This is a genomic window from Marinovum sp. PR37 (genome assembly GCF_028807375.1).
Lineage (GTDB): Bacteria > Pseudomonadota > Alphaproteobacteria > Rhodobacterales > Rhodobacteraceae > Marinovum > Marinovum algicola.
Genome location: NZ_JARAML010000026.1, coordinates 42,310 through 62,560 on the forward strand (window position 1 = coordinate 42,310; position 20,251 = coordinate 62,560).

Consider the following 20,251-nt stretch of genomic DNA (forward strand, 5'->3'; position numbering starts at 1 on the left):
GACGCGTTGCACCGCAGAGCATCGCGCCTAGATAGACGTCAGGTGTGAACGAAAGGCCGAACCATGGCCGTGACTGAGACATTCCATTCCAGAGTGGTGGCGGGCCTCAAGGTGCTCTTGCCGCTGACCGCGCTTGGCCTGTTGTCCACGGTCTTCCTGTTGTCGCGCAGCGCCAATGACGAACCCGATCTGACGTTTTTTGACGATGCCTCGGAAATCCCCGAACGCGACACCGTGACAGCCCCCTATTACACCGGCAGCACCCGCGAAGGACATGCCGTATCGATCACCGCCGAAAGCGCCAAGCCGATGCCCGATGACCCTGCCGGGGTGCTCGCCGATCGGCTGAGCGCCGCGTTCCGGCTGACCGATGGGTCGCGGATCAATATCGTCGCTGACAGTGCCGCGGTGAATGAGCCGGCCGATTTCATGGCGCTGCGCGGCGACGTGGTGATCGACAGCTCGACCGGCTACGTGATGCGGACCGCCGAATTGCAATCGGCGCTGCGCTCGATCACCGCCGATGCGCCGCAGGGGCTGACCGGGACCAGCCCGATCGGCGATCTGAGCGCCGGCGCCCTGCGCATTCGCGAGACCGGCGGCGAGGGCGAGGTGCAATTGTTTTTCACAAATGGTGTGAAGCTGGTATATCAGCCCGCAAGTCAGGCCCCCGAGGAAGGTAACACCCCATGACTCCCATTCGTTTGATTGCGGTTGTTCTGCTCTCGCTGCTGCCGGTTTCCGTTCTGGCGCAGGGGGCTCAGGTGGGCTTTGGTACGCTTCAGCCCGACCCGGATGCGCCGGTCGAGGTGACCGCCGAGAACCTGAGCGTCAATCAGAACGACGGCACCGCGCTGTTCACCGGCGATGTCATCGTCGGCCAGGGCGAGATGCGGCTATCGGCGCCCCGGGTCTTGGTCGTCTATGCCAAGGATCGGTCCGAGATTGCCCGGCTCGAGGCGCGGGGCGGCGTGACGCTGGTGTCCGGCGCAGAGGCGGCCGAGGGCGACAGCGCCGACTACGACGTCGAGGCAGGCATCATCGTGATGACCGGCAACGTGCTGCTGACCCAGGGCGGGTCTGCCCTGACCGCCGACAAGATGGTCGCCGATCTCAACGAAGGCACGGCGCAGATGACCGGCCGGGTCAAGACCGTGCTCCAGACGTCGGACGACAGCGAATAAGATGACGCCGCCAGAATTGTCCTTGACCCAAGGCTCTGCCGGGCTGCGCATCGACCACCTGCGCAAGAGCTACCGCAAGAAGGTGGTGATCCGCGATGTCAGCATGGAGCTGCACCGCGGCGAAGTGGTGGCGCTGCTCGGGCCGAACGGCTCCGGCAAGACGACGACCTTCTATTCGGTGGCGGGGCTGGTGTTTCCCGAAGGCGGCACGGTCACGATCGACGGCCAGATGGTGACCACCATGCCGATGTACCGTCGGGCCAAGCTGGGTATCGGCTATCTTCCGCAGGAAATGTCGATCTTTCGCGGCATGAGCGTCGAGGACAACATCCGCGCGATTCTCGACATCGCGGTGCGCGATGGCCGGCGGCGGCGCGAAAGGCTCGAGGAGCTGCTGTCGGAGTTTCACATCGAACACCTGCGCCGCGCCCCGGCGCTGGCGCTGTCGGGCGGCGAACGGCGGCGGGTCGAGATTGCCCGCTGTCTGGCGGCCGAGCCGAAATATCTCCTGCTCGACGAACCCTTTGCCGGGGTCGATCCGATTTCGGTCGGGGATATCCGCGGGCTGGTTTCGGACCTGTCGAACCGCGGCATCGGCGTGCTGATTACCGATCACAACGTGCGCGAAACGCTGGAGATCGTCGACCGCGCCTATATCCTGCATGACGGAACGGTGCTGATGTCGGGCACCCCCGAGGAGGTGGTCGAGAACGAAAACGTCCGCCGCGTCTACCTTGGCGATCAGTTCCGGATCTCCTGAACGGCGCCCCCGCGCGGCCGGGTGGCGGTTAACCTCCTGTTTACCGATTCCGGCGCTATTGTCGTGACAAGTCATTGACAGACGGCTGTGCTCTGTCCTCAAATGGGGTCATGACGCTTGAGTGGCTTGCCTTGGAAAAGAGTCGCGTTCCTGTTTTCGGGATGGGTCTACCTGTACAAGCACCTCGGCTCGTCAGACCCCCGAGATGGTGAGTGGAAGCGTTCGGCTGCCCCCGGCAGCCGTGGCGTGACGCGTCACCGGAACAATAAGAAGGACGCAAGATGCGCTATCAAATCACCGGCAAACAGATCGATATCGGCGCCGCGCTGCAAACCCATGTGCAGGATGGGTTGGGCGGTGTCGTGCAGAAATATGCCGAACGGCCGACCGATGCGAACGTCGTGTTTTCCAAGGCCGCGCATGAATACGTCTGCGAGGCCACGGTGCATCTTTCCACCGGCCTCACCGCCCAGGCCAAGGCGCATGCCACTGAAATCTATGCCGCTTTTGAAAGCTGCTGCGACAAGATGGAGAAGCAGCTGCGCCGCTACAAGCGCCGTCTGAAGGACCACCACAAGGACCGGTCCGAGCCCGTTGAAACATTCGGCGCGTCATCGTATATCCTCGCCAGCGACGGGGTGGACGAAGATTCGGAGCCGGACAGCCTCCAGCCGATGATCGTCGCCGAAATGAAAGCGGACATTCCCGCACTTACGGTTGGCGAAGCCGTGATGCAGATGGAACTTGCAGGCGCACCTGTTCTGGTGTTTCGGAGCGAGAAGAAGGGTCTGAACGTCGTGTATCGGCGAGATGATGGCAATATCGGCTGGATTGAACCGCAAGAACAGGCTTGAGCCTGCGGTCTGGTCAGGAATGGGATTACAGGCGAGATTATGGAACTTTCAGATTTGCTGAAACCCGAGGCAATCCGGGTCAATACCGGATGCACGAGCAAGAAGCGTTTGATGCATGATGTCGCCGACCTGGCCCATGCCGCTTATGGTATCAACTCCGGCACCGCTTTCGAGTCGCTGCTCGAACGGGAATCCCTGGGGCCGACGGGTGTCGGCCACGGGGTGGCTCTGCCGCATGCGCGGATTGCCGGGCTCGATACCTGCGTGGGGGTCTTCCTGCTGCTGGAAAAGCCGATCGATTTCTCCTCGGTCGACCGTCAGCCGGTGGATATCGTCTTTGGCCTGTTTGCCCCCGAGGATGCCGGCGTCGAGCATCTCAAGGCGCTGGCACGGGTCTCGCGGCTGCTGCGCGATCCGGCGGTCTGCACCAAGCTGCGCGCCAATCAGAGCGTGGTGACGCTTTATACCATCCTCACCGAGGAAGAGGCGATGAAGGCCGCCTGAGCGGCCGCCTCGCCCTGCGGCCGGGGCATTTCCAGGGCCGCGACAAGAGCATCCGGCACGCCGGGCGCCGCGCCCGCCGTCTACCGCCAGTTCCCGAAACCCAGCATCAGATAGTCGCGCGGATAAGCTGCCCGCGCCAGCGCCTCGAGATCCGCGTCATAGATCTCGTCAAGCGCGATCGGTCCGTCCGGTGCGGCCGCCCGGGGCGCAGGCGCCTCGAGACCGACTTGCGCGGCCAGCCGCGCAAGCCCCTCGGCGATCTCGCCTTCGCGCAGCACCATGTCGGGCAGGCACAGATCGCCCATGCCTTGCAGAATGCCGCTCTGGCTGGCCCAATGCGGATCGATCCGCAGGTTGGTCTGCCCGGCCAGGTTGGCGCGGATGAACTCGAGAAAACCGCCAAAGGCGGCGCGGTGGGTGGCGGCGTCATAGGCGGGATCGGGCCAATCCTCGGGGATCGGCAGATCGTGGCGGTTGGTCAGCACCCGGCGGATGCGGCCAAAGCTCTGCGGCCCCTTGGAAAGGATGCGCTGGCAAAAGACGTGGTGCGCCCGCGCCAGCGGATGGCGCAGCACGGTAAAACGGCGGTGGCCGGAATTGCGGCGCAGCCATTGCCGCAGACTCTTCTGGTTGAAATCGCGCCTGAGATCGCCGCCGAGCCCCGCCAGCCAGTCGCAGACCGCTTCCTCGGGCCCGCCCTTGATCGGCATGTAGAGCAGCGGTGCCGTCCCGGCCGCCACATATCCCGGCACCGCAGCCCCCCGGCGCGGCTCGAAATTCGGGGTCCGCGAAAGATCGAAGCGGTCCAGCCGCGCCAGCGCCTGCTCCATTTCGGCAAAGTTCTCGACCTTGTCGGAAATCGGCGCCGGGTTCTGGCGTTTGAGGTTGTGGTCGAAGCTCTCGAGCGGGGTGTCGCAGCCCAGCCAGCGCGCCAGCCCGTTCATCACGCCCAGATCCTGCACATCCTCGTAAGCCACATAGAAGGCGGTCTGTCCGCGTGTCTGCAACCCGTTCAGCAGCCGGATCTGAAAGCTCTGCAAGGCCTCGAGATGGGCCTCGAAATCGGCCTTGTCAAAGGTGGCCTTGGCGTCCTTGCGGCGGCTGACATTGGTCAGCTTCCACTGGTCGGTTTTCTGCGCGATCTTCCAGCTGACGTAGCTGTCGATCGGATTGCGCGTCAGCACGATCTTGGCGATGCGTGGATCGTCGAGCAGCGGCGCAAGAATGCGCGGGTCATGGTCGTGGAAATAGCGGAAGCCGGCCAGCCCCTCCGCGCCGCGCACCCGGTCGAGCAGCGCCGCCGGATCGCTGTCGCGCGCTTCGCGGCTGATGTCGAGCAGCTCGGTCTTGTTGGGATAGCCGATGAAATGCGGGTTGAAGGCCTCGCCGAGGCAGGAAATGCCGTCAAACAGATTCAAATTGGCTTCAAGTAGGTTGGAGCCGGTGCGCATCTCGGCAAAGACCACGAAGGCGTCAAAGTTCTGGGCCATGCGCTGTTATCTCACCAGATAGGGTTTGCGGGTGCGCGGGCGCTGGCCCAGCTGCCGGCCTTCGACCGGAAAATCACCCATCAGATAGGGGTGCATCCCCTGGTTCTTGAGGTTTTGCAGGAACTGGCCAAAGCCGGTCAGATCCCGCATCTTGGGCACCTCTGCCAGCCGGCGGGGATTGCGCGCGCCGATTTCGTCGATGATGCTTTGCAGTGGCTCCATCGGCGCCTCGATGAATTCGGCCATGGTCCAGATGCGGATATGTGCCTTGGCATAGGGCGAGCGATAGGCATCGAGCGAATCCGCCTCGATCTTTTGCAGCTTGGCGGCGGCACGGCGGATGGTGGCGAAATCGAGGTTGGAGTTGAACAGCGGCACCGCCCAGGCGCCGGAGACGACGGAAATCTGCGCATTCGGATCTTTGGCGATGTTCCAGATCACGTCGTCCTGAGTGTCATGCGGCCCGAATTGAAAGCATTGCCGTTCGCCGCGGGTGTTCCAGATCAGGTTGGTCAAAAAGGCCCAGGGGTTGGCATCGCGGATTTCGGCGCTGGCCGACAACCCGCCATGGATCACCTCTTCCCCTTCGGCAAACTCGGCCTTTTCCGGCGCAAAGAGGTGGCCATGCACCCGCGAGCCGGTGGCCCGCGCCAGCCAGGGCTCGAAATCGTCGAACAGCTCGGCAAAGCCCTGAAACACCGAGTAGGGCCCGGCGGTGACTCCGTTTTCCCAGTTTTCGTTGGGAAAACGCGAATGCATGTAGAGCCCCGGCCGCCCGCGCGTCCGCCTGTCGACCGCCTTGGCAAAGATGCGGTCGATCTTGCCGGGGTTGGGTTCGGTCCGGCTCATGGCGCCGGCGCGGTCGGTCAGGAAGGCGCGATAGAGCAGCTCCGCATGCGGCCAGATCTTGCGCGCGACAAAACAATCGGAGCGGCGCAAGAGTTGCAGATGGTCGTCGTAGAAGATGTGCGGCTTGCCCTGGAAATCGAACTTCGACAGGGTCAGCGACCGGCTCTCCAACTCGCGGGAATAGAGCCGTGCCAGTGTCTGGTAATAGCTTTCGTCGGGGATCCAGACCCGGCGGAAGAAATCGTCATAGGTCGCGCGATCGGGGTCTTGCAAGATGGCGGTCAGCGTCTGTCGCGTCAGGCACCACCACTGGCTGCCCATATGCGGCCGCAGGCCGCTGGGGATCATCCGCTTTGTCCCGATCAGGCGTTGAATCTGGACGAACCTGTCGAACAGAAAGCGGTGCCGTCGCCAGGAAAACGGGAAATGCAGGGTAAAACGCTCCTGGTCGAGGCCGCCGACCGTCCAGGGCACATCCATCGTAGTGGCGCTTTCGATGAAATCGGTGCGCGGCCGCGCCGCCAGATAATCGATCAGCTCTTCGATCGGCCGCAGCGGCAGGCAGGAGCCCGAGGCGAGGTAGACATGCTGTACATCGGGAAAGTCGCGCAGCATCTTTTCTGAGGCGGTCTGGCTGGCAGCGACGATGCCCCAGGTGCCCCATTCGCAGCGGTAGCGGCGGGAAAAGCGGATGTGATCGACATCCGCGAGCGCCGCGACAAAGGCCTTGTAGGATTTGGCGGCGACATTGCGATCGACGTGGATGACAACCGGGCACCCCGCGTTGGCCCAATGCCGCGCTACCTGTTCCGCCCGCTTGAAGGCGGTATGGACAAGCATGACGACGCCGAGGCTCATGCCCAGTTTCCCTTGGACATCAATCCGAGGATTTCGAGCTGGCGCCAGTTGATGTATTTCTCGGACCACTTGCACCAGAGATCGGGGTTTTCCTCGAGCGTCCGGGCATAGGCCTTGTATTCCACCGACCCCGAATAATGCTGCCTGCGCTCCAGCTCTTCGGCCGCCTTGGCGGTGAAGGTGTCGAGGAACTTGGTGTGCAGCAGGATGCCGCTGGCCTTTTCGCCGCCCCATTCGTCATAGACGAGGTTGAGCCCGCGCGGCAGCAGCATATGGGTCGAGCTGACATAGGTGTAGCGCCGGTCCCATTTGACCAGCGGTATCTTGTTCAGCGCAGGCGCCTTCTCGGGCAGGTCGGAAAAGAACACCCGGCGCCGCGGCCCGCCCTGGATCCAGAGGTTGCCGAAGCGGTGATTGCGGCGGATCGCGTAGTTGCCGCTGTCGAACCAGCAGGCGATATCAAGCGGATTGTCCCCGGGCAGATAGGGCTGCGCATTGATCGGCCCCTTGGGGTACATGTCCAGCAGCATCGCCGAGAACGACCGGATCGACGAGGCATCGAGCCAGTCGGTCAGCGCCCTGAGCGGTCGGGTGTCACAGAAGGGAAACAGGAAGAATTCATCGGGGTCGACGGTCAGCGCCCAATGGCCATGGGCATGTTTGCGCGCCAGCCAGTTCAGCCAGTCGACGCCAAAGCGCGAGCGCTTGTAGCTGCCCCCGGTGCGCCAGAGCGAAACATCGGGCTGATCGGCAAGAAAGGCATCGGAGCCATCGGTGCTGTCGTTGTCGACCATCAGGAAATGGTTGATGCCGAGATCGCGGTAGTAGCGCAGGAAATAGGGCAGGCGCACATGTTCGTTGCGCAGGGTCGAGAACAGCAGCAGGTCACCGGGGCGGATCTGATCGGTCCGGTCGGCGGCGGCGCGAAGCTCGCGCGATTTGCGCATGGCGCGGATGCGCCAGCGCTTGCGCTGAAGCCTGAGGCTGTATGACTGCCAGGCGCCCAATCCTGATCCTCTGTTAACCTTCCGAAACGACCCTTGATCGGTATCAGCGCTGTCTTAAGACAATGTTGAAATGCCTGTCCCAGCTTGGCGGTACATAGGGGGCTGTCGGGGGTCTCTGCTCTTGAAGTTGTTCGATTTTCTGGCGCCAAGAATAGATGTCTTGCGGCGGCAGGTAAATGGGTATGTCGTCCAGCGTCTCGCGATAGACCGCCAGGTCGGCCACCACGGCGGGCACACCCAGGGCGGCGGCCTCGATCGGTGGCAGCCCGTAGCCTTCGGCCAGGCTGGGAAACAGCAGCCCGCGCGAGTGCACCAGCAGCGCCGCGATCTCCTCATCGCTTAGCCCGGGGCGTTCCTGCACCAGCGGGTTGCCGGCGTCGAGCCTGGCAAAGACCGCCGCGTTGTTCCAGCCCCGCGCGCCGCAGAGCAGCAGGTGCGGCGCATCCCGGCCCTCGGCGGCGAAGCGATCCCAGATGTCGAGCAGCAGCGCATGGTTCTTGCGCGGCTCGATGGTGCCGACGCAGACAAAATACGGCCCCGGTGGCAGACCGGGGGGGGCGGGGCCGGGCGGGACGGTCTCGATCCCCAGAGGCGCCACGATCCCCTCGGGGATGCGGCCAAAAACCTGCATGTGACGCTGGCAATCGGCCAGCGTGGCCCTGGAATTGCAGATGATGATGTCGGCCGCCTGCGCGGTGCGGCCGAGGAAGCGCTTGAACTTTCGAAGGGTTTCCGGGCGCTGGTATTGTGGAAAATCAAGCGGGATGGTGTCGTGCACCAGCACCGCGATCCGTGCATCCGGCAGGCCGCGCCAGGCGGTCACCACCCGTTCGGTCAGGTTGGAATGGCCGGTGTTGCAATAGAGCGTACCGGGCGGAAGATGTCGGCGCAGTATTGCCCCCAGCCGCCAGGGCAAGGCGCGCGCCAGGGCTGCGCGGCGTAGGTCGGCCTCGGCACGGCGGCGCATCTTGGGGCCCTTGCTCACCCGCCCCAGCGCGTCAAGCCGGCCCCAGTCGTCGCTGGTGGCGCGGCGCAGGATCTCGGCCGCGCCCTGTTGTGACAGCAGCACATAGCCCAGCCGGGTTCGGGCAAGAGCAAAAAGCGGCACCGGATCAGCCAGCAGCGCGCGCAGATAGGCAAATTCGACCCGGTCCACACCGGTCATCACCCGTCCGGCCCGCCGGATCAGCCGCGTGATGTCGAGACAGCGGGCAGGCGGGCTATTTTTCGTAACGGCCGCTCTGGTGCCAGCGCCAGGCATCGCGGATCATCGCCTCCAGGTTGGATCGCATCGGGGTCCAGCCCAGTTCTTGCACGGCGCGGGTCGATCCGGAAACAAGTTTCGTCGCATCGCCGCCGCGACGCGGCCCGATTTCATGCGGCACCTCGCGGTTGGTGACGGCTTTGGAATGGGCGATCACCTCGAATACTGAAAATCCGCTGCCGGTGCCGAGGTTGAAAATCCGGCTCTCCTTGTCCTCTTCGAGCCATTTCAGCCCCAGCACATGGGCACCCACCAAATCACAGACATGCACGTAATCGCGGATGCAGGTGCCATCGGGCGTGTCGTAATCGGTGCCAAAGACGGTGAGCGCGGCGCGCTTGCCGTCGATCGCGTCGAGCATCAGCGGGATCAGATGGGTCTCGGGACGGTGATATTCGCCGACCTCCGCGTCGGGATCGGCGCCGGCGACATTGAAATAGCGAAAGACCACATGGCGCAGCCCGTGCGAGGCGCCGAAATCCGTCAGCATGTCCTCGATGGCGCGTTTCGACTTGCCGTAGGAATTGAGCGGCATCTGAGGCGAGCTCTCATCCAGCACCACGTTGTCCTGGTCGCCATAGGTGGCGCAGGTCGAGGAAAAGACGAAATCGAGACAGCCGGCATCGACCGCCGCCTCGATCAGGTTGAGCGAGCCGGCGACATTGTTGCGCCAGTAGAGCCCGGGATTCGACATCGCCTCGCCAACCAGGCTGAGCGCGGCGAAATGCATGACCGCCTGCGGTTTGTATTCGGCAAACACCTCGTCGAGCCGTGCCCGATCGAGCAGATCGCCTTCCGCCAACGGGCCAAATTTCACTGCGTCCTGCCAGCCGGTGGACAGATTGTCGAAAGTGACCGGCGTATAGCCCGCGTCGCGCAGCGCCTTGCAGGCGTGCGAGCCGATGTAGCCGGCACCGCCTGTGACGAGAATAGTGCCCTTGGTCATCGGTTATTGCGCCGCCTGATCCACGGCCATCAGCTCTTGCAGGTAGGTGCGCAAATCGTCGCGAAGCTCTTCGCGCGCCAGGCCGAAGGCCACCGTCGCCTGAAGGAAGCCGGCCTTGGAGCCACAGTCGAAGCGCTGGCCCTTGAAACGCATACCAAAGACATCGCGGCCTTCGGTGATTTCCTGTGCGATGGCATCGGTGAGCTGGATCTCGCCGCCGGCGCCCTGCTTCATCTTGTTGAGGTTCTTGAGCACATCCGGCGTCAGGATGTAGCGGCCGATCACCGCCAGGTTCGACGGCGCGTCGCCGGCTTTCGGCTTTTCCACCATGCCTTTGACGCCCACAAGGTCACCGATCTCGTCCTTGACGTCGAGCACGCCGTATGCCGAGGTCTTGTCCTGCGGCACTTCCATCGCCGCCACCATCGAGCCGCCATGCTCCTGGTAGGCTTCGACCATCTGTTGCAGGCAGGGTTTTTCCGCCGCAATCACGTCATCGGGCAACATGACGGCAAAGGGCTCGTTGCCGATCAGCCGCCGCGCACACCAGACCGCATGACCGAGGCCCAGCGCCTTGTGCTGGCGGATATAGGCGATGGCGCCACTTTCCATATTGGTCGATTTCAGGATTTCGAGCAGCTCGGTCTTTCCGCTCTTGCGCAGCTCGTTTTCAAGCTGGGGCGCGAGATCGAAATAATCCTCGAGCGCACCCTTGCCGCGCGAAGTGACAAAGATGAATTCCTTGATGCCGGCGGCGCGGGCCTCATCGATGGCGTATTGAATCAGCGGCCGGTCGACGAGCGTCATGATCTCTTTCGGCACCGATTTGGTCGCCGGCAGGAAGCGGGTGCCAAGCCCGGCAACCGGAAAAATCGCTTTTGTAACCTTTGTACGCATAAATAGCCCTCAAAATTTCACGGGTTTCCAAAATTTCTACACCAGTGGTACGCAAATATAAACGAACTTTGCGACCTAGGACTCGCCGGTCAGCCCTCTTTCGCGGCGGATGCGTGCTATTTCAGCATCGCATTTCCGGCGCAACCGGCGAAGGGTGAACAGTGGCTCATCGCGCTCGGATTTGCCGAATTGCCCGCCGCTGTGTTCCCAATATCCCGCAGGTGTAAAACGGACGTGGCAATAGGCGGTTGTCAGCGAGAAAATCAGCGCCGTCGAGACATGGCCAGCGGCGGCGTCATGGGCCGCCTGGCGGCGCAGCCGCGCGCGGTGCCACCAGCGGCCGCAGGTCAGCTTCGGGCGCAGCGCCGGGCGCGGGGGCAGCGGGGCGAACGGCTCCGAGGCATGTGGCAGGGCGGGCAGGGCGCCGGGCGCCCGCGCCGCGCCCACGGCAAAACCCGCCTCCAGCCGCGCCAGCAGGTGGCGCACATCGCGCGGCTCGAGCCGCCCGGCCACCATGTGCCGCAACAGGCGACGACGCTGTTCGCCGGCAAAGCGGGCCTGCGCGCCCCCGCGCTTTGCGTCCGGGCAGTGGCGCAGGAGAAAGGCGGCATGGCTGGCGCCGATTTCGAACAGGTCGCGCGGCACCCGGTCGGCGCGGCGGCGGGCGCTCGCGGCAAAGCCGTGGTGCACCTGCGCCAGCGGCACCAGCGCGGTGGCAAGACCGGCCCGGGCCAGCCGCAGGTTCACATCCGTCTCGTCGAGAAAGAATCGGAAGGCCGGGTCAAATCCGCCGATCCCGGCGATCACCTCGCGGCGAAACGCCATGTTGGTGCCTTCGGTCTTGACCGCGCGGCCGGGGCCGGGATGCAGCACCGTCGGCCGCTCGCCTTCCAGCGGAAGGGCGTGACGGACCCCGCAGCCATCCACCCAGGCGCCGCGCCACTGCCAGGAAATGCCGTTGCGGCCGCGCACATAGCCGCCCGCCGCCGCCACCTCGGCGTCATCGAAAACCGCCGCGAGATGGGTCAGCCACGTGGGCTCGGGCACCGCATCGTCATCGATGAAGGCCACCACCTCGCCCGCCGCCAGTCCGAGGCCGATGTTGCGCGCGAGGCTGATGTTCTGCGCGTCGCAAGGCGCGGTCTTGATACCCATCGCCTGCGGCAGCCCCTGCAAGGCCGCCAGCGTCGGGCGGTCGGCGACGACGACCACTTCGAACGTCGGGTACAGCAGCTGGCGGAGCGCCTTGAGGCAGCGTTTCAGCGCGGCTTCCCGGCCATGCGAAACGATTATGACGCTGACCGGGCGCATGACGCCTCAGGCGTCCTTCAGCTCGACATCCGGCGCAAAGGCGATGAAGAACGGGTTGGCATAGCCCTCCTTGCCATAGGCGAGCGGCGTATGATCGTCGAAACGCACCACCTTGCCGCCGGCGCCGTTGAGCACCGCATGACCCGCCGCGGTGTCCCATTCCATGGTCCGGCCCAGCCGGGGATAGAGATCGGCCTCGCCGGTGGCCACAAGGCAGAACTTGAGCGAGGAACCCGCGCTCTTCATGTCGGCCACCTTGTATTTTCCGATGTAATCGTCGGTCGCCTCGTCGCGGTGCGACTTCGAGGCGACGACGAGCAGCGCGGAATTCTCCGCCTCGCGCACCTTGATCGGGGTGGTTTCGCCGGCGGTCTCCTTGTCGAATGGGCCGGTCTCTTCCACCGCATTGCCCATGGCGGAGGTATAGAACAGACGCTTGCGCGCGGGGGCATAGACCACGCCGCGCACCGGCACGCCGCTTTCGACATAGGCGATATTGACGGTGAAATCGCCACGCCGCTTGATGAACTCCTTGGTGCCGTCAAGCGGATCGACGATCAGGAAGGTATCGGCCTGGGTATCATGGCTCTCGGCCTGTTCCTCGGTGACCAGGGGCACATCGGGAAACGCCTCTCGCAGCCCGGCCGAGATCAGCGCATCGGCGGCCGCGTCGGCGGCGGTGACCGGGCTGGCGTCGGATTTCGTCTGCACGTCGAAATCGTCGGAATTGTAGATCTCCATGATCACATCGCCCGCTTCGAGCGCGAGTGTCCGCATCACCTTGGTCAACTGGTCGTAATTCACAATGAGCTCCTGATCGCCGTCCGGGCCGTGCCGGTCTTTGTTCATTGCCTAGACCTGTCGTCGGGTCATGTCCATCACCTTGGCGGGCGGCCAGGCGCGGAAAAACCGGGCGTTTTCGCACCGGTATGGTCCGGCCGCGGCCGGCCGGCACCGAGGCGGATGCAGCGCCGGCGCGGCAAAGGGTTTTGTTGTCGAGACGCCGGATCGCGGTTATGCTGGAGGACATCGGAACAGCAAGAATTCCGTGCCAATAGTGCCCTATTCTGGCGGAGCAGAGCTTCATGTTCGTACAACGGCGCCCAAGGACGACGCTCGATTCCGTCGTCACCACGATCGAGCTGGTCTATCACGGGGCGGTGCGCAACGTGCGCAAGACGCACGGCAATGCCTTCATGTCGATCTTCATGAACGTGCTTCAGACCATCATCATGGTGATGGTCTTCTATGCCATGTTCACCGTGCTCGGATTGCGCGGGCTCAAGCTGCGCGGCGATTTCCTGATCTACATCATGTCGGGCATCTTCCTCTACATGACCCACATCAAGACGATGAGCGCCGTCGCCGGCGCCGAGGGGCCGACCGCGCCGATGATGCAACATGCGCCGATGAACACGATCATCTCGATCCTGTCGGGCATGCTTTCGTCGCTCTATATCCAGGTGCTTTCGGTGCTGATCGTGCTTTTTGTCTATGACGTCGGGTTTGCCGATGTCGAGATCAACGATCCGATCGGCTGCATGGGGATGATTCTGCTGGCCTGGTTCACCGGGGCGGCGGTGGGCATGGTCTTTCTCGCGCTCAAGCCGTGGTTCCCTTCGGCGATCACCATCCTGTCGTCGATCTATCAGCGCGCCAACATGATCGCCTCGGGCAAGATGTTCGTCGCCAACACGCTGCCGGGCTATATGCTGGCGATGTTCGACTGGAACCCGCTGTTCCACGCCATCGACCAGGCCCGTGGCTATGCCTTCGTCAATTACTATCCGCGCAATTCCAACCTCGAATATCCGCTCTGGCTGGGGGTCGGTCTGATCACCATCGGGCTGATGGGCGAATTCTATACCCGCCGCCATGCCTCGGCCAGCTGGTCGGCGCGGAGTTGAACCACACCACCTGTCGGGAGGGTCCGCCATGTCATTGAAAACTTTTGCCGCCCTGTCGCTTCTGCTGATGTCGGCCGGCACCCAGGCCGCCGCCGATGCCGGCTCGCTGCGCCCCAAGGCGCGGCCTGCGGTTCAGGTGCACGGCGTGCACCTGCGAGAGCTGCTCGTCACCCCCGTGAGCCTGCGCCCGCAGGCCCGCCCCGCCGGGTGGGCCGCGCGCGCCACCGCGGCCGCGCCGGCGGCGACGGCCGAAGATGCGCGGCTTCAGGGCTGGATCGCCGGCTACCGCCGCCGCGCCCTGGCCGCGGGCATCCCGGCGCAGGTCTTCGACCGGGCCTTTCGCGGCGTGACCTATGACCCGCAGATCATCGCGCGCGACCGCAGCCAGACCGAGTTCACCAAGACCGTCGAGCAATATCTGGCCATCGCGGCATCGGACAAGCGCATCGCCGATGGCCGCGCGGCGCTGGCGGCAGAGGGGCGTACTCTGGCTCGGATCGAGGCGCGCTACGGGGTCGACCGCGATATCGTCACCGCGATCTGGGGGCTGGAAAGCGCCTATGGCACGCGGCGCGGCGATCTTTCGGTGATCCGGTCGCTGGCCACCCTGGCCTTTGACGGCCGCCGCGGCCAATTTTTCGAGCAGCAGCTGACCGAAGCGCTGCGCATCCTGGCGCGGGGCGACACCACGCCCGAGAAGATGACCGGAAGCTGGGCCGGTGCCATGGGCCACACCCAGTTCATTCCCACCTCCTATCAGGCCTATGCGGTGGATTTCACCGGCGACGGGCGGCGCGATATCTGGAGCGCGGACCCGAGCGATGCGCTGGCCTCCACCGCTGCCTATCTGGAACGGTTCGGCTGGATCAAGGGCATGCCCTGGGGGGTCGAGGTGACGCTGCCGCGCGACTTCGACTATGGCCAGCTCTCGTCCAAGGTCAAACGCATGCCCTCGGACTGGGCCCGCGCCGGGGTGCTGGGCATGGATGGCCGCCCGGTGCCGGATCACGGGTCGGCCTATGTGCTGCTGCCGGCCGGGGCGCGTGGCTCGGCCTTTCTGGTGTTCAAGAACTTTGACGTGATCAAGCGCTACAACAACTCGGATCTCTATGCGCTGGGCGTCGGCCATCTGTCCGACCGGATCACCGGCGGCGACGCGGTGCAGGGCGGCTGGCCCGAGGATGACCGCGCGCTGGTCCGGGCCGAGCGGCACGAGTTGCAGCGCCGGCTGACGGCCAAGGGTTTTGATACCGGCGGCATTGACGGCAATATCGGCCCGGACACCCGCGCCGCGCTGATGCGGTATCAGCGCAGCATTGGCGTGGTGCCGGACGGAAGCGCCTCCTGGCAGGTCCTGAAACGGCTGCGCTGATCGCCCGAAGGCCGGGCGGGGCAGGCGCGGACCGGGCGCTACAACAGCCCTTCCGCGCGAAAGCTCAGCTCGCGCGATTTGCCGATGATGATGTGATCGTGCAGCACCAGCCCCAGCGCTTGCGCCGCCGTCTCGACCTGCGCGGTCATTTCGATATCCTCGCGGCTGGGCGTCGGATCGCCCGAGGGGTGGTTGTGCACCAGGATCAGCGCTGACGCGTTGATCTCCAGCGCGCGTTTCACCACCTCTCGCGGGTAGACCGGCACATGATCCACCGTGCCGCGCCCCTGCGCTTCGTCGGCGATCAAGGTGTTCTTGCGGTCGAGGTAGAGCACCCGGAACTGCTCGGTCTCGCGGTGCGCCATGGCGGTATGGCAATAGGCGATGAGCTGCTCCCAACTTGACACGACGGGCCGTGCGATCACCCGGCTGCGCGCCAGCCGCTGGGCGGCCGCCTCGATCAGCTTCAGCTCGCAGATCACCGCGGTGCCGACGCCCTTGACCTCGGCCAGCCGCGCCACGGGGGCGGAAATCACCCGATTGAAATCGCCGAACCGGGTGAGAAGCGAATGCGCCAGCGGTTTGACATCCTGGCGCGGAATGGCGCGAAACAGCACAAGCTCGAGCATCTCGTAATCCGGCAGCGCCTCGGCCCCGCCGGCCATGAAACGCCCGCGCAGCCGCTTGCGATGATCGCGGATATAAGACGGCAGCCGCGTGCCGCGCGCCAGCGTTTCGGGGGCGTCGGCCTCGTCGCCCTGAAACAGCGGCAAAGACGCCTCGGCAAGGGAGTTTCTGTCCATGGCGCCAGCATCGGCGCCGTCGGTAAACGCGCGGTTAACGCCGCCGGCCGGTTTTGCGCCGGATGCACGGGGCGCCAAAGTCTGTCGACAGAATGTGAAAACTCCGTTGCAGGAATTTGGCGCCCGGACGCGGCGGTCGGGGGAAGGGCCGGTGTCAGCCCTTCATCGAATCCCAGAACCCCTTGACCGAAGAGAAGAAGCTCTTGCTCTCGGGGTTGTTGTCCTCGCTCAGCTGCTCGAATTCGCGCAGCAGCTCTTTCTGGCGCGAGGTCAGGTTGACCGGGGTCTCGACGGCCAGCTCGATGAACATGTCACCGGTGCCGGCCCCGCGCAGGGCGGGCATGCCCTTGCCGCGCAGCCGCATCTGGCGGCCCGACTGGCTGCCGGCCGGGATCTTCACGCGCGAGCGGCCGCCATCGATGGTCGGCACCTCGATATCGCCGCCAAGTGCGGCGGCCGACATCGACACCGGCACCCGGCAATGCAGGTCGGTGCCGTCGCGTTCGAAGATCTTGTGCGCCGTCACCTCGAGGAAGATGTAGAGATCGCCCGGCGGTCCGCCGCGCATGCCGGCCTCGCCTTCGCCCGCAAGACGGATTCGGGTGCCGGTTTCCACGCCTTTCGGGATATTGACCGAAAGCGCGCGCTCTTTTTCGACCCGGCCGGCGCCATGGCAGGTGTGGCAGGGGTTCTTGATCGTCTGGCCGAGGCCCGAGCAGGTCGGGCAGGTGCGCTCGACCGTAAAGAAGCCCTGCTGCGCCCGCACCTTGCCCATGCCGGAACAGGTCGGGCAGGTGGTGGGCTCGGCCCCGCCTTCGGCGCCCGATCCGTTACAGGCACCACAGGGCACCGAGGTGGGCACGTTGATCGTCTTTTGCAGGCCGGAATAGGCGTCTTCCAGCGTTACCCGCAGATTGTAGCGCAGGTCGGCGCCGCGTGCCGCGCGCTGGCGTCCGCCGCCGCGCTGGCCGCCCATGAAATCGCCAAAGAGATCGTCGAAGACATCCGAGAAGGCAGAGGCGAAATCGCCCTGCTGACCGGGGTGAAAGCCGCCGCCGGGACGCCCGCCACCGCCGCCCATGCCGCCTTCGAAGGCGGCATGACCGTAGCGGTCGTAGGCCGCCTTCTTGTCGGCATCCTTGAGGACTTCATAGGCCTCGTTGGCTTCCTTGAACTGCGCTTCCGCCTCCGGGTTGTCGGCGTTGCGGTCGGGGTGCAGCTCCTTGGCCTTCTTGCGGTAGGCCTTCTTGATCTCGTCGGCGGAGGCGGTCCGGGCCACGCCCAGAACCTCGTAAAAGTCACGTTTGGACATCAGTCCGTCCTCCTATGCATGGAACATGCGAGGGCCGGCCCGGCGTCCGGACCGGCCCCCCGCAGTGGTTCCTGTGCGCTGTCGTCACCGACGATCAGGCGCGCTTGTCGTCGTCAAGGTCCTCGAAATCGGCGTCGACGATGGTGTCATCGTCATTCGCCGGGCCGTCGGCCTCGGGTGCAGGCTCTTCGCCGGCCTCTTCCTGGGACGATTTGTAAATCGCTTCGCCCAGTTTCATCGAGGCTTCCATGACGTTCTGGATGCCGGATTTGATCTTCTCGGCGTTCTCGCTTTCCAGCTCGTCCTTGAGCGCGGCCACCGCCAGTTCGATCGCTTCGACAGTGGTCGGATCGACCTTTTCGCCATGCTCCTCGAGCGATTTCTCGGTCGAGTGGATGAGGCTCTCGGCCTGGTTCTTGGCTTCCACCAGCTCCTTGCGGGCCTTGTCGGCCTCGGCGTTCTCCTCGGCTTCCTTGACCATCTTCTCGATGTCGTCGTCCGAGAGGCCACCGGAGGCCTGGATGGTGATCTTCTGCTCCTTGCCGGTGCCCTTGTCCTTGGCCTGAACCGAGACGATGCCGTTGGCGTCGATGTCGAAGGTCACCTCGATCTGCGGCATGCCGCGCGGTGCCGGCGGGATGTCCTCGAGGTTGAACTGGCCGAGCATCTTGTTGTCGGCTGCCATCTCGCGCTCGCCCTGGAAGACCCGGATCGTCACCGCGTTCTGGTTGTCCTCGGCGGTCGAGAAGATCTGCGACTTCTTGGTCGGGATCGTCGTGTTGCGGTCGATCAGGCGGGTGAAGACACCGCCCAGGGTCTCGATACCCAGCGACAGCGGGGTCACGTCGAGCAGGACCACGTCCTTGACGTCACCTTGCAGAACGCCGGCCTGGATGGCGGCGCCCATGGCAACCACTTCGTCCGGGTTCACACCCTTGTGCGGCTCCTTGCCAAAGAACTTGGTCACCTCTTCGATGACTTTCGGCATCCGGGTCATACCCCCGACGAGGACGACCTCGTCGATTTCCGAGGTCGAGAGGCCAGCGTCCTTCAGAGCGGCCTGGCAGGGCTTGATCGAGGCCTTGATCAGGTCGCTGACCAGCGACTCCAGCTTGGCCCGGGTCAGTTTCATGACCATGTGCAGCGGCTGGCCGCCGTTCGGATCCATCGAGATGAACGGCTGGTTGATCTCGGTCTGCGACGAGGAGGACAGCTCGATCTTGGCTTTCTCGGCGGCCTCTTTCAGACGCTGAAGCGCCATTTTGTCCTTGGTCAGGTCGACGCCGTGCTCTTTCTTGAACTCGTCCGCCAAGTAGTTGACGATCCGCATGTCGAAGTCTTCGCCACCGAGGAAGGTGTCGCCGTTGGTAGACTTCACTTCGAACAGGCCATCGTCGATCTCGAGGATGGTCACGTCGAACGTCCCGCCGCCAAGGTCATAGACCGCGATGGTGTGGGTGTCTTCCTTGTCGAGGCCATAGGCCAGCGCGGCCGCGGTCGGCTCGTTGATGATGCGCAGCACTTCGAGGCCGGCGATCTTGCCGGCGTCCTTGGTGGCCTGACGCTGGGCGTCGTTGAAATACGCCGGCACGGTGATGACCGCCTGATCGACTTCCTCGCCGAGGTAGGATTCAGCGGTTTCTTTCATCTTGCCGAGGATGAAGGCCGAGATCTGCGACGGGCTGTACTTGTCGCTCTTGGCTTCGACCCAAGCGTCGCCGTTGCCGCCGTCGATGACGTTGAACGGCATGTTCTTCTTGTCCTTGGCCAGGTCGCTGTCGTCGAATCGACGACCGATCAGACGCTTGACGCCAAAGATGGTGTTTTCCGGATTGGTGACGGCCTGACGCTTGGCCGGCTGGCCAACGAGGCGTTCGTTGTCGGTGAAGGCGACGATCGACGGTGTCGTACGTGCACCTTCGGAGTTTTCGATGACCCGCGGCTGGCTGCCGTCCATGATGGCCACACAGCTGTTGGTGGTGCCGAGGTCAATCCCGATGACTTTACCCATTGTTTCGATCCCTCTTAATCTTCAAGGCGATGACACGAGGCGGAACCCATATGCGGCATCCCGACCCCGAACGTGTGGCGGAGAGCCTTGCGGCCCGTTCCGCGCTTCGGCGTGTATATAAGGACCGGGTTTCTATGCTGCAAGCAGTGTGGGCTTCGGTATGGTGCAAATGCGCGAGGTTTTCGGGGTGATGTGGGAAAGAGGTCGCCATGACAGGGCTTGATCTGCGCGGCGCCAGGGTTTTTCCGGGCTATCTCGACCCGGACCAACAGGTTGAAATTCTTGGCGCCCTGCGAGAGGTGGTGCGCGCGGCGCCTCTCTATCACCCGGTCACGCCGGGGGGGCGGCAGATGTCGGTCAGGATGACGGCAGCGGGAAGATTCGGCTGGGTGACCGACCGCAGCGGCTATCGCTACGAGCCGCGCCACCCCGACGGCATGGCCTGGCCGGCGATTCCCGAGCCGGTGCTGGCGATCTGGCGCGATCTCGCGCCGCAGGCCCGCGCGCCCGAATGCTGCCTGATCAATTACTACGGCGAAGGCGCGCGCATGGGGCTGCATCAGGATCGCGACGAGGCGGATTTTTCCCAGCCCGTGGTCTCGGTCTCGCTGGGCGACGCCGGGCTGTTTCGGGTCGGCAATGTCGAGAAGGGCGGCAAGACGGGCTCGGTCTGGCTGGCCTCGGGCGATGTGGTCGTGCTCGGCGGTGCCGCACGGCTGGTGCACCACGGGGTGGATCGGATCAAGTTCGGCTCGTCCGGGCTGTTGAAAGACGGCGGCCGGATCAACCTGACGCTGCGCGTGGTGACCTGAGCGGCACTCCTGCTTCCCGTCCCGGACCCGATCCGGGACCTCGCGCCGGACGCCGGGGGCCCCGGATCAGGTCCGGGGCACGCGTTGCCGACGTCGGCGGCCCCGTGCCG

Annotated in this window: 19 protein-coding genes; 8 read left to right on the forward strand and 11 right to left on the reverse strand. The window is 64.4% G+C overall.

Going from position 1 to position 20,251, the window contains the following annotated elements:
* The first annotated feature begins 69 nt into the window (after positions 1-69).
* From PVW49_RS18815 to PVW49_RS18835, 5 genes are all read left to right on the forward strand, one after another.
* Positions 70-693, forward strand: a complete 624-nt coding sequence (locus PVW49_RS18815) for a hypothetical protein (protein WP_139211257.1) — start codon at positions 70-72, stop codon at positions 691-693.
* Positions 690-1,184: an LptA/OstA family protein gene (locus PVW49_RS18820; RefSeq protein WP_074835930.1), complete on the forward strand. Its 495-nt coding sequence runs from the start codon at positions 690-692 to the stop codon at positions 1,182-1,184. Before PVW49_RS18815 ends, PVW49_RS18820 begins: the two co-directional genes overlap by 4 nt.
* A gap of 1 nt (position 1,185) precedes the next feature.
* On the forward strand, positions 1,186-1,944 hold the full coding sequence (gene lptB / locus PVW49_RS18825; RefSeq protein WP_048533203.1) for an LPS export ABC transporter ATP-binding protein: 759 nt from the start codon (positions 1,186-1,188) through the stop codon (positions 1,942-1,944).
* A gap of 281 nt (positions 1,945-2,225) precedes the next feature.
* A complete protein-coding gene (gene hpf, locus PVW49_RS18830; protein WP_048533202.1) occupies positions 2,226-2,798 on the forward strand; it encodes a ribosome hibernation-promoting factor, HPF/YfiA family in 573 nt (190 codons plus the stop codon).
* 39 nt (positions 2,799-2,837) lie between these two features.
* Positions 2,838-3,302, forward strand: a complete 465-nt coding sequence (locus PVW49_RS18835) for a PTS sugar transporter subunit IIA (RefSeq protein ID WP_048533201.1) — start codon at positions 2,838-2,840, stop codon at positions 3,300-3,302.
* Between the two features lie 80 nt (positions 3,303-3,382).
* Here the strand turns inward: PVW49_RS18835 and PVW49_RS18840 are convergent, their stop codons facing one another.
* The 8 genes from PVW49_RS18840 to cysQ all read right to left on the reverse strand — a co-directional run bounded on the left by PVW49_RS18840 (position 3,383) and on the right by cysQ (position 12,728).
* Complete coding sequence (locus PVW49_RS18840; RefSeq protein ID WP_074835929.1) at positions 3,383-4,792, reverse strand: nodulation protein NodH; 1,410 nt, start codon at positions 4,790-4,792, stop codon at positions 3,383-3,385.
* A 6-nt stretch (positions 4,793-4,798) separates the two neighbouring features.
* On the reverse strand, positions 4,799-6,499 hold the full coding sequence (locus PVW49_RS18845) for a DUF5927 domain-containing protein (protein WP_274591282.1): 1,701 nt from the start codon (positions 6,497-6,499) through the stop codon (positions 4,799-4,801).
* A complete protein-coding gene (locus PVW49_RS18850; protein ID WP_170850526.1) occupies positions 6,496-7,446 on the reverse strand; it encodes a glycosyltransferase family 2 protein in 951 nt (316 codons plus the stop codon). Before PVW49_RS18850 ends, PVW49_RS18845 begins: the two co-directional genes overlap by 4 nt.
* A gap of 103 nt (positions 7,447-7,549) precedes the next feature.
* Complete coding sequence (locus PVW49_RS18855; RefSeq protein ID WP_274591283.1) at positions 7,550-8,671, reverse strand: glycosyltransferase family 4 protein; 1,122 nt, start codon at positions 8,669-8,671, stop codon at positions 7,550-7,552.
* 55 nt (positions 8,672-8,726) lie between these two features.
* Positions 8,727-9,716, reverse strand: coding sequence for a UDP-glucose 4-epimerase GalE (gene galE / locus PVW49_RS18860; RefSeq protein ID WP_274591284.1), 990 nt, complete (start codon positions 9,714-9,716; stop codon positions 8,727-8,729).
* 3 nt (positions 9,717-9,719) lie between these two features.
* On the reverse strand, positions 9,720-10,613 hold the full coding sequence (galU, locus tag PVW49_RS18865; RefSeq protein ID WP_048533195.1) for a UTP--glucose-1-phosphate uridylyltransferase GalU: 894 nt from the start codon (positions 10,611-10,613) through the stop codon (positions 9,720-9,722).
* 75 nt (positions 10,614-10,688) lie between these two features.
* Complete coding sequence (locus PVW49_RS18870) at positions 10,689-11,924, reverse strand: glycosyltransferase family 2 protein (protein WP_048533194.1); 1,236 nt, start codon at positions 11,922-11,924, stop codon at positions 10,689-10,691.
* 6 nt (positions 11,925-11,930) lie between these two features.
* Complete coding sequence (gene cysQ / locus PVW49_RS18875; protein ID WP_048534004.1) at positions 11,931-12,728, reverse strand: 3'(2'),5'-bisphosphate nucleotidase CysQ; 798 nt, start codon at positions 12,726-12,728, stop codon at positions 11,931-11,933.
* A 281-nt stretch (positions 12,729-13,009) separates the two neighbouring features.
* Between cysQ and PVW49_RS18880 the strand changes: the two genes are divergently transcribed.
* The gene (locus PVW49_RS18880) at positions 13,010-13,831 is read left to right on the forward strand and encodes an ABC transporter permease (RefSeq protein ID WP_048533193.1); all 822 of its coding nucleotides are present in this window, start codon (positions 13,010-13,012) and stop codon (positions 13,829-13,831) included.
* A 28-nt stretch (positions 13,832-13,859) separates the two neighbouring features.
* Entirely contained in the window at positions 13,860-15,203 is a 1,344-nt protein-coding gene (locus PVW49_RS18885; RefSeq protein WP_274591285.1) for a lytic murein transglycosylase, read from the forward strand.
* A gap of 38 nt (positions 15,204-15,241) precedes the next feature.
* Here the strand turns inward: PVW49_RS18885 and radC are convergent, their stop codons facing one another.
* From radC to dnaK, 3 genes are all read right to left on the reverse strand, one after another.
* On the reverse strand, positions 15,242-16,006 hold the full coding sequence (radC, locus tag PVW49_RS18890) for a RadC family protein (protein WP_048533191.1): 765 nt from the start codon (positions 16,004-16,006) through the stop codon (positions 15,242-15,244).
* A gap of 154 nt (positions 16,007-16,160) precedes the next feature.
* The gene (dnaJ, locus tag PVW49_RS18895) at positions 16,161-17,318 is read right to left on the reverse strand and encodes a molecular chaperone DnaJ (protein WP_048533189.1); all 1,158 of its coding nucleotides are present in this window, start codon (positions 17,316-17,318) and stop codon (positions 16,161-16,163) included.
* Between the two features lie 94 nt (positions 17,319-17,412).
* Positions 17,413-19,329 carry a molecular chaperone DnaK gene (dnaK, locus tag PVW49_RS18900; RefSeq protein WP_074835919.1) on the reverse strand — a complete coding sequence of 639 codons (1,917 nt, stop codon included), beginning with the start codon at positions 19,327-19,329 and terminating at the stop codon, positions 17,413-17,415.
* Positions 19,330-19,538: 209 nt separating this feature from the next.
* Between dnaK and PVW49_RS18905 the strand changes: the two genes are divergently transcribed.
* Entirely contained in the window at positions 19,539-20,141 is a 603-nt protein-coding gene (locus PVW49_RS18905; protein ID WP_048533187.1) for an alpha-ketoglutarate-dependent dioxygenase AlkB family protein, read from the forward strand.
* Positions 20,142-20,251 lie beyond the last annotated feature (110 nt).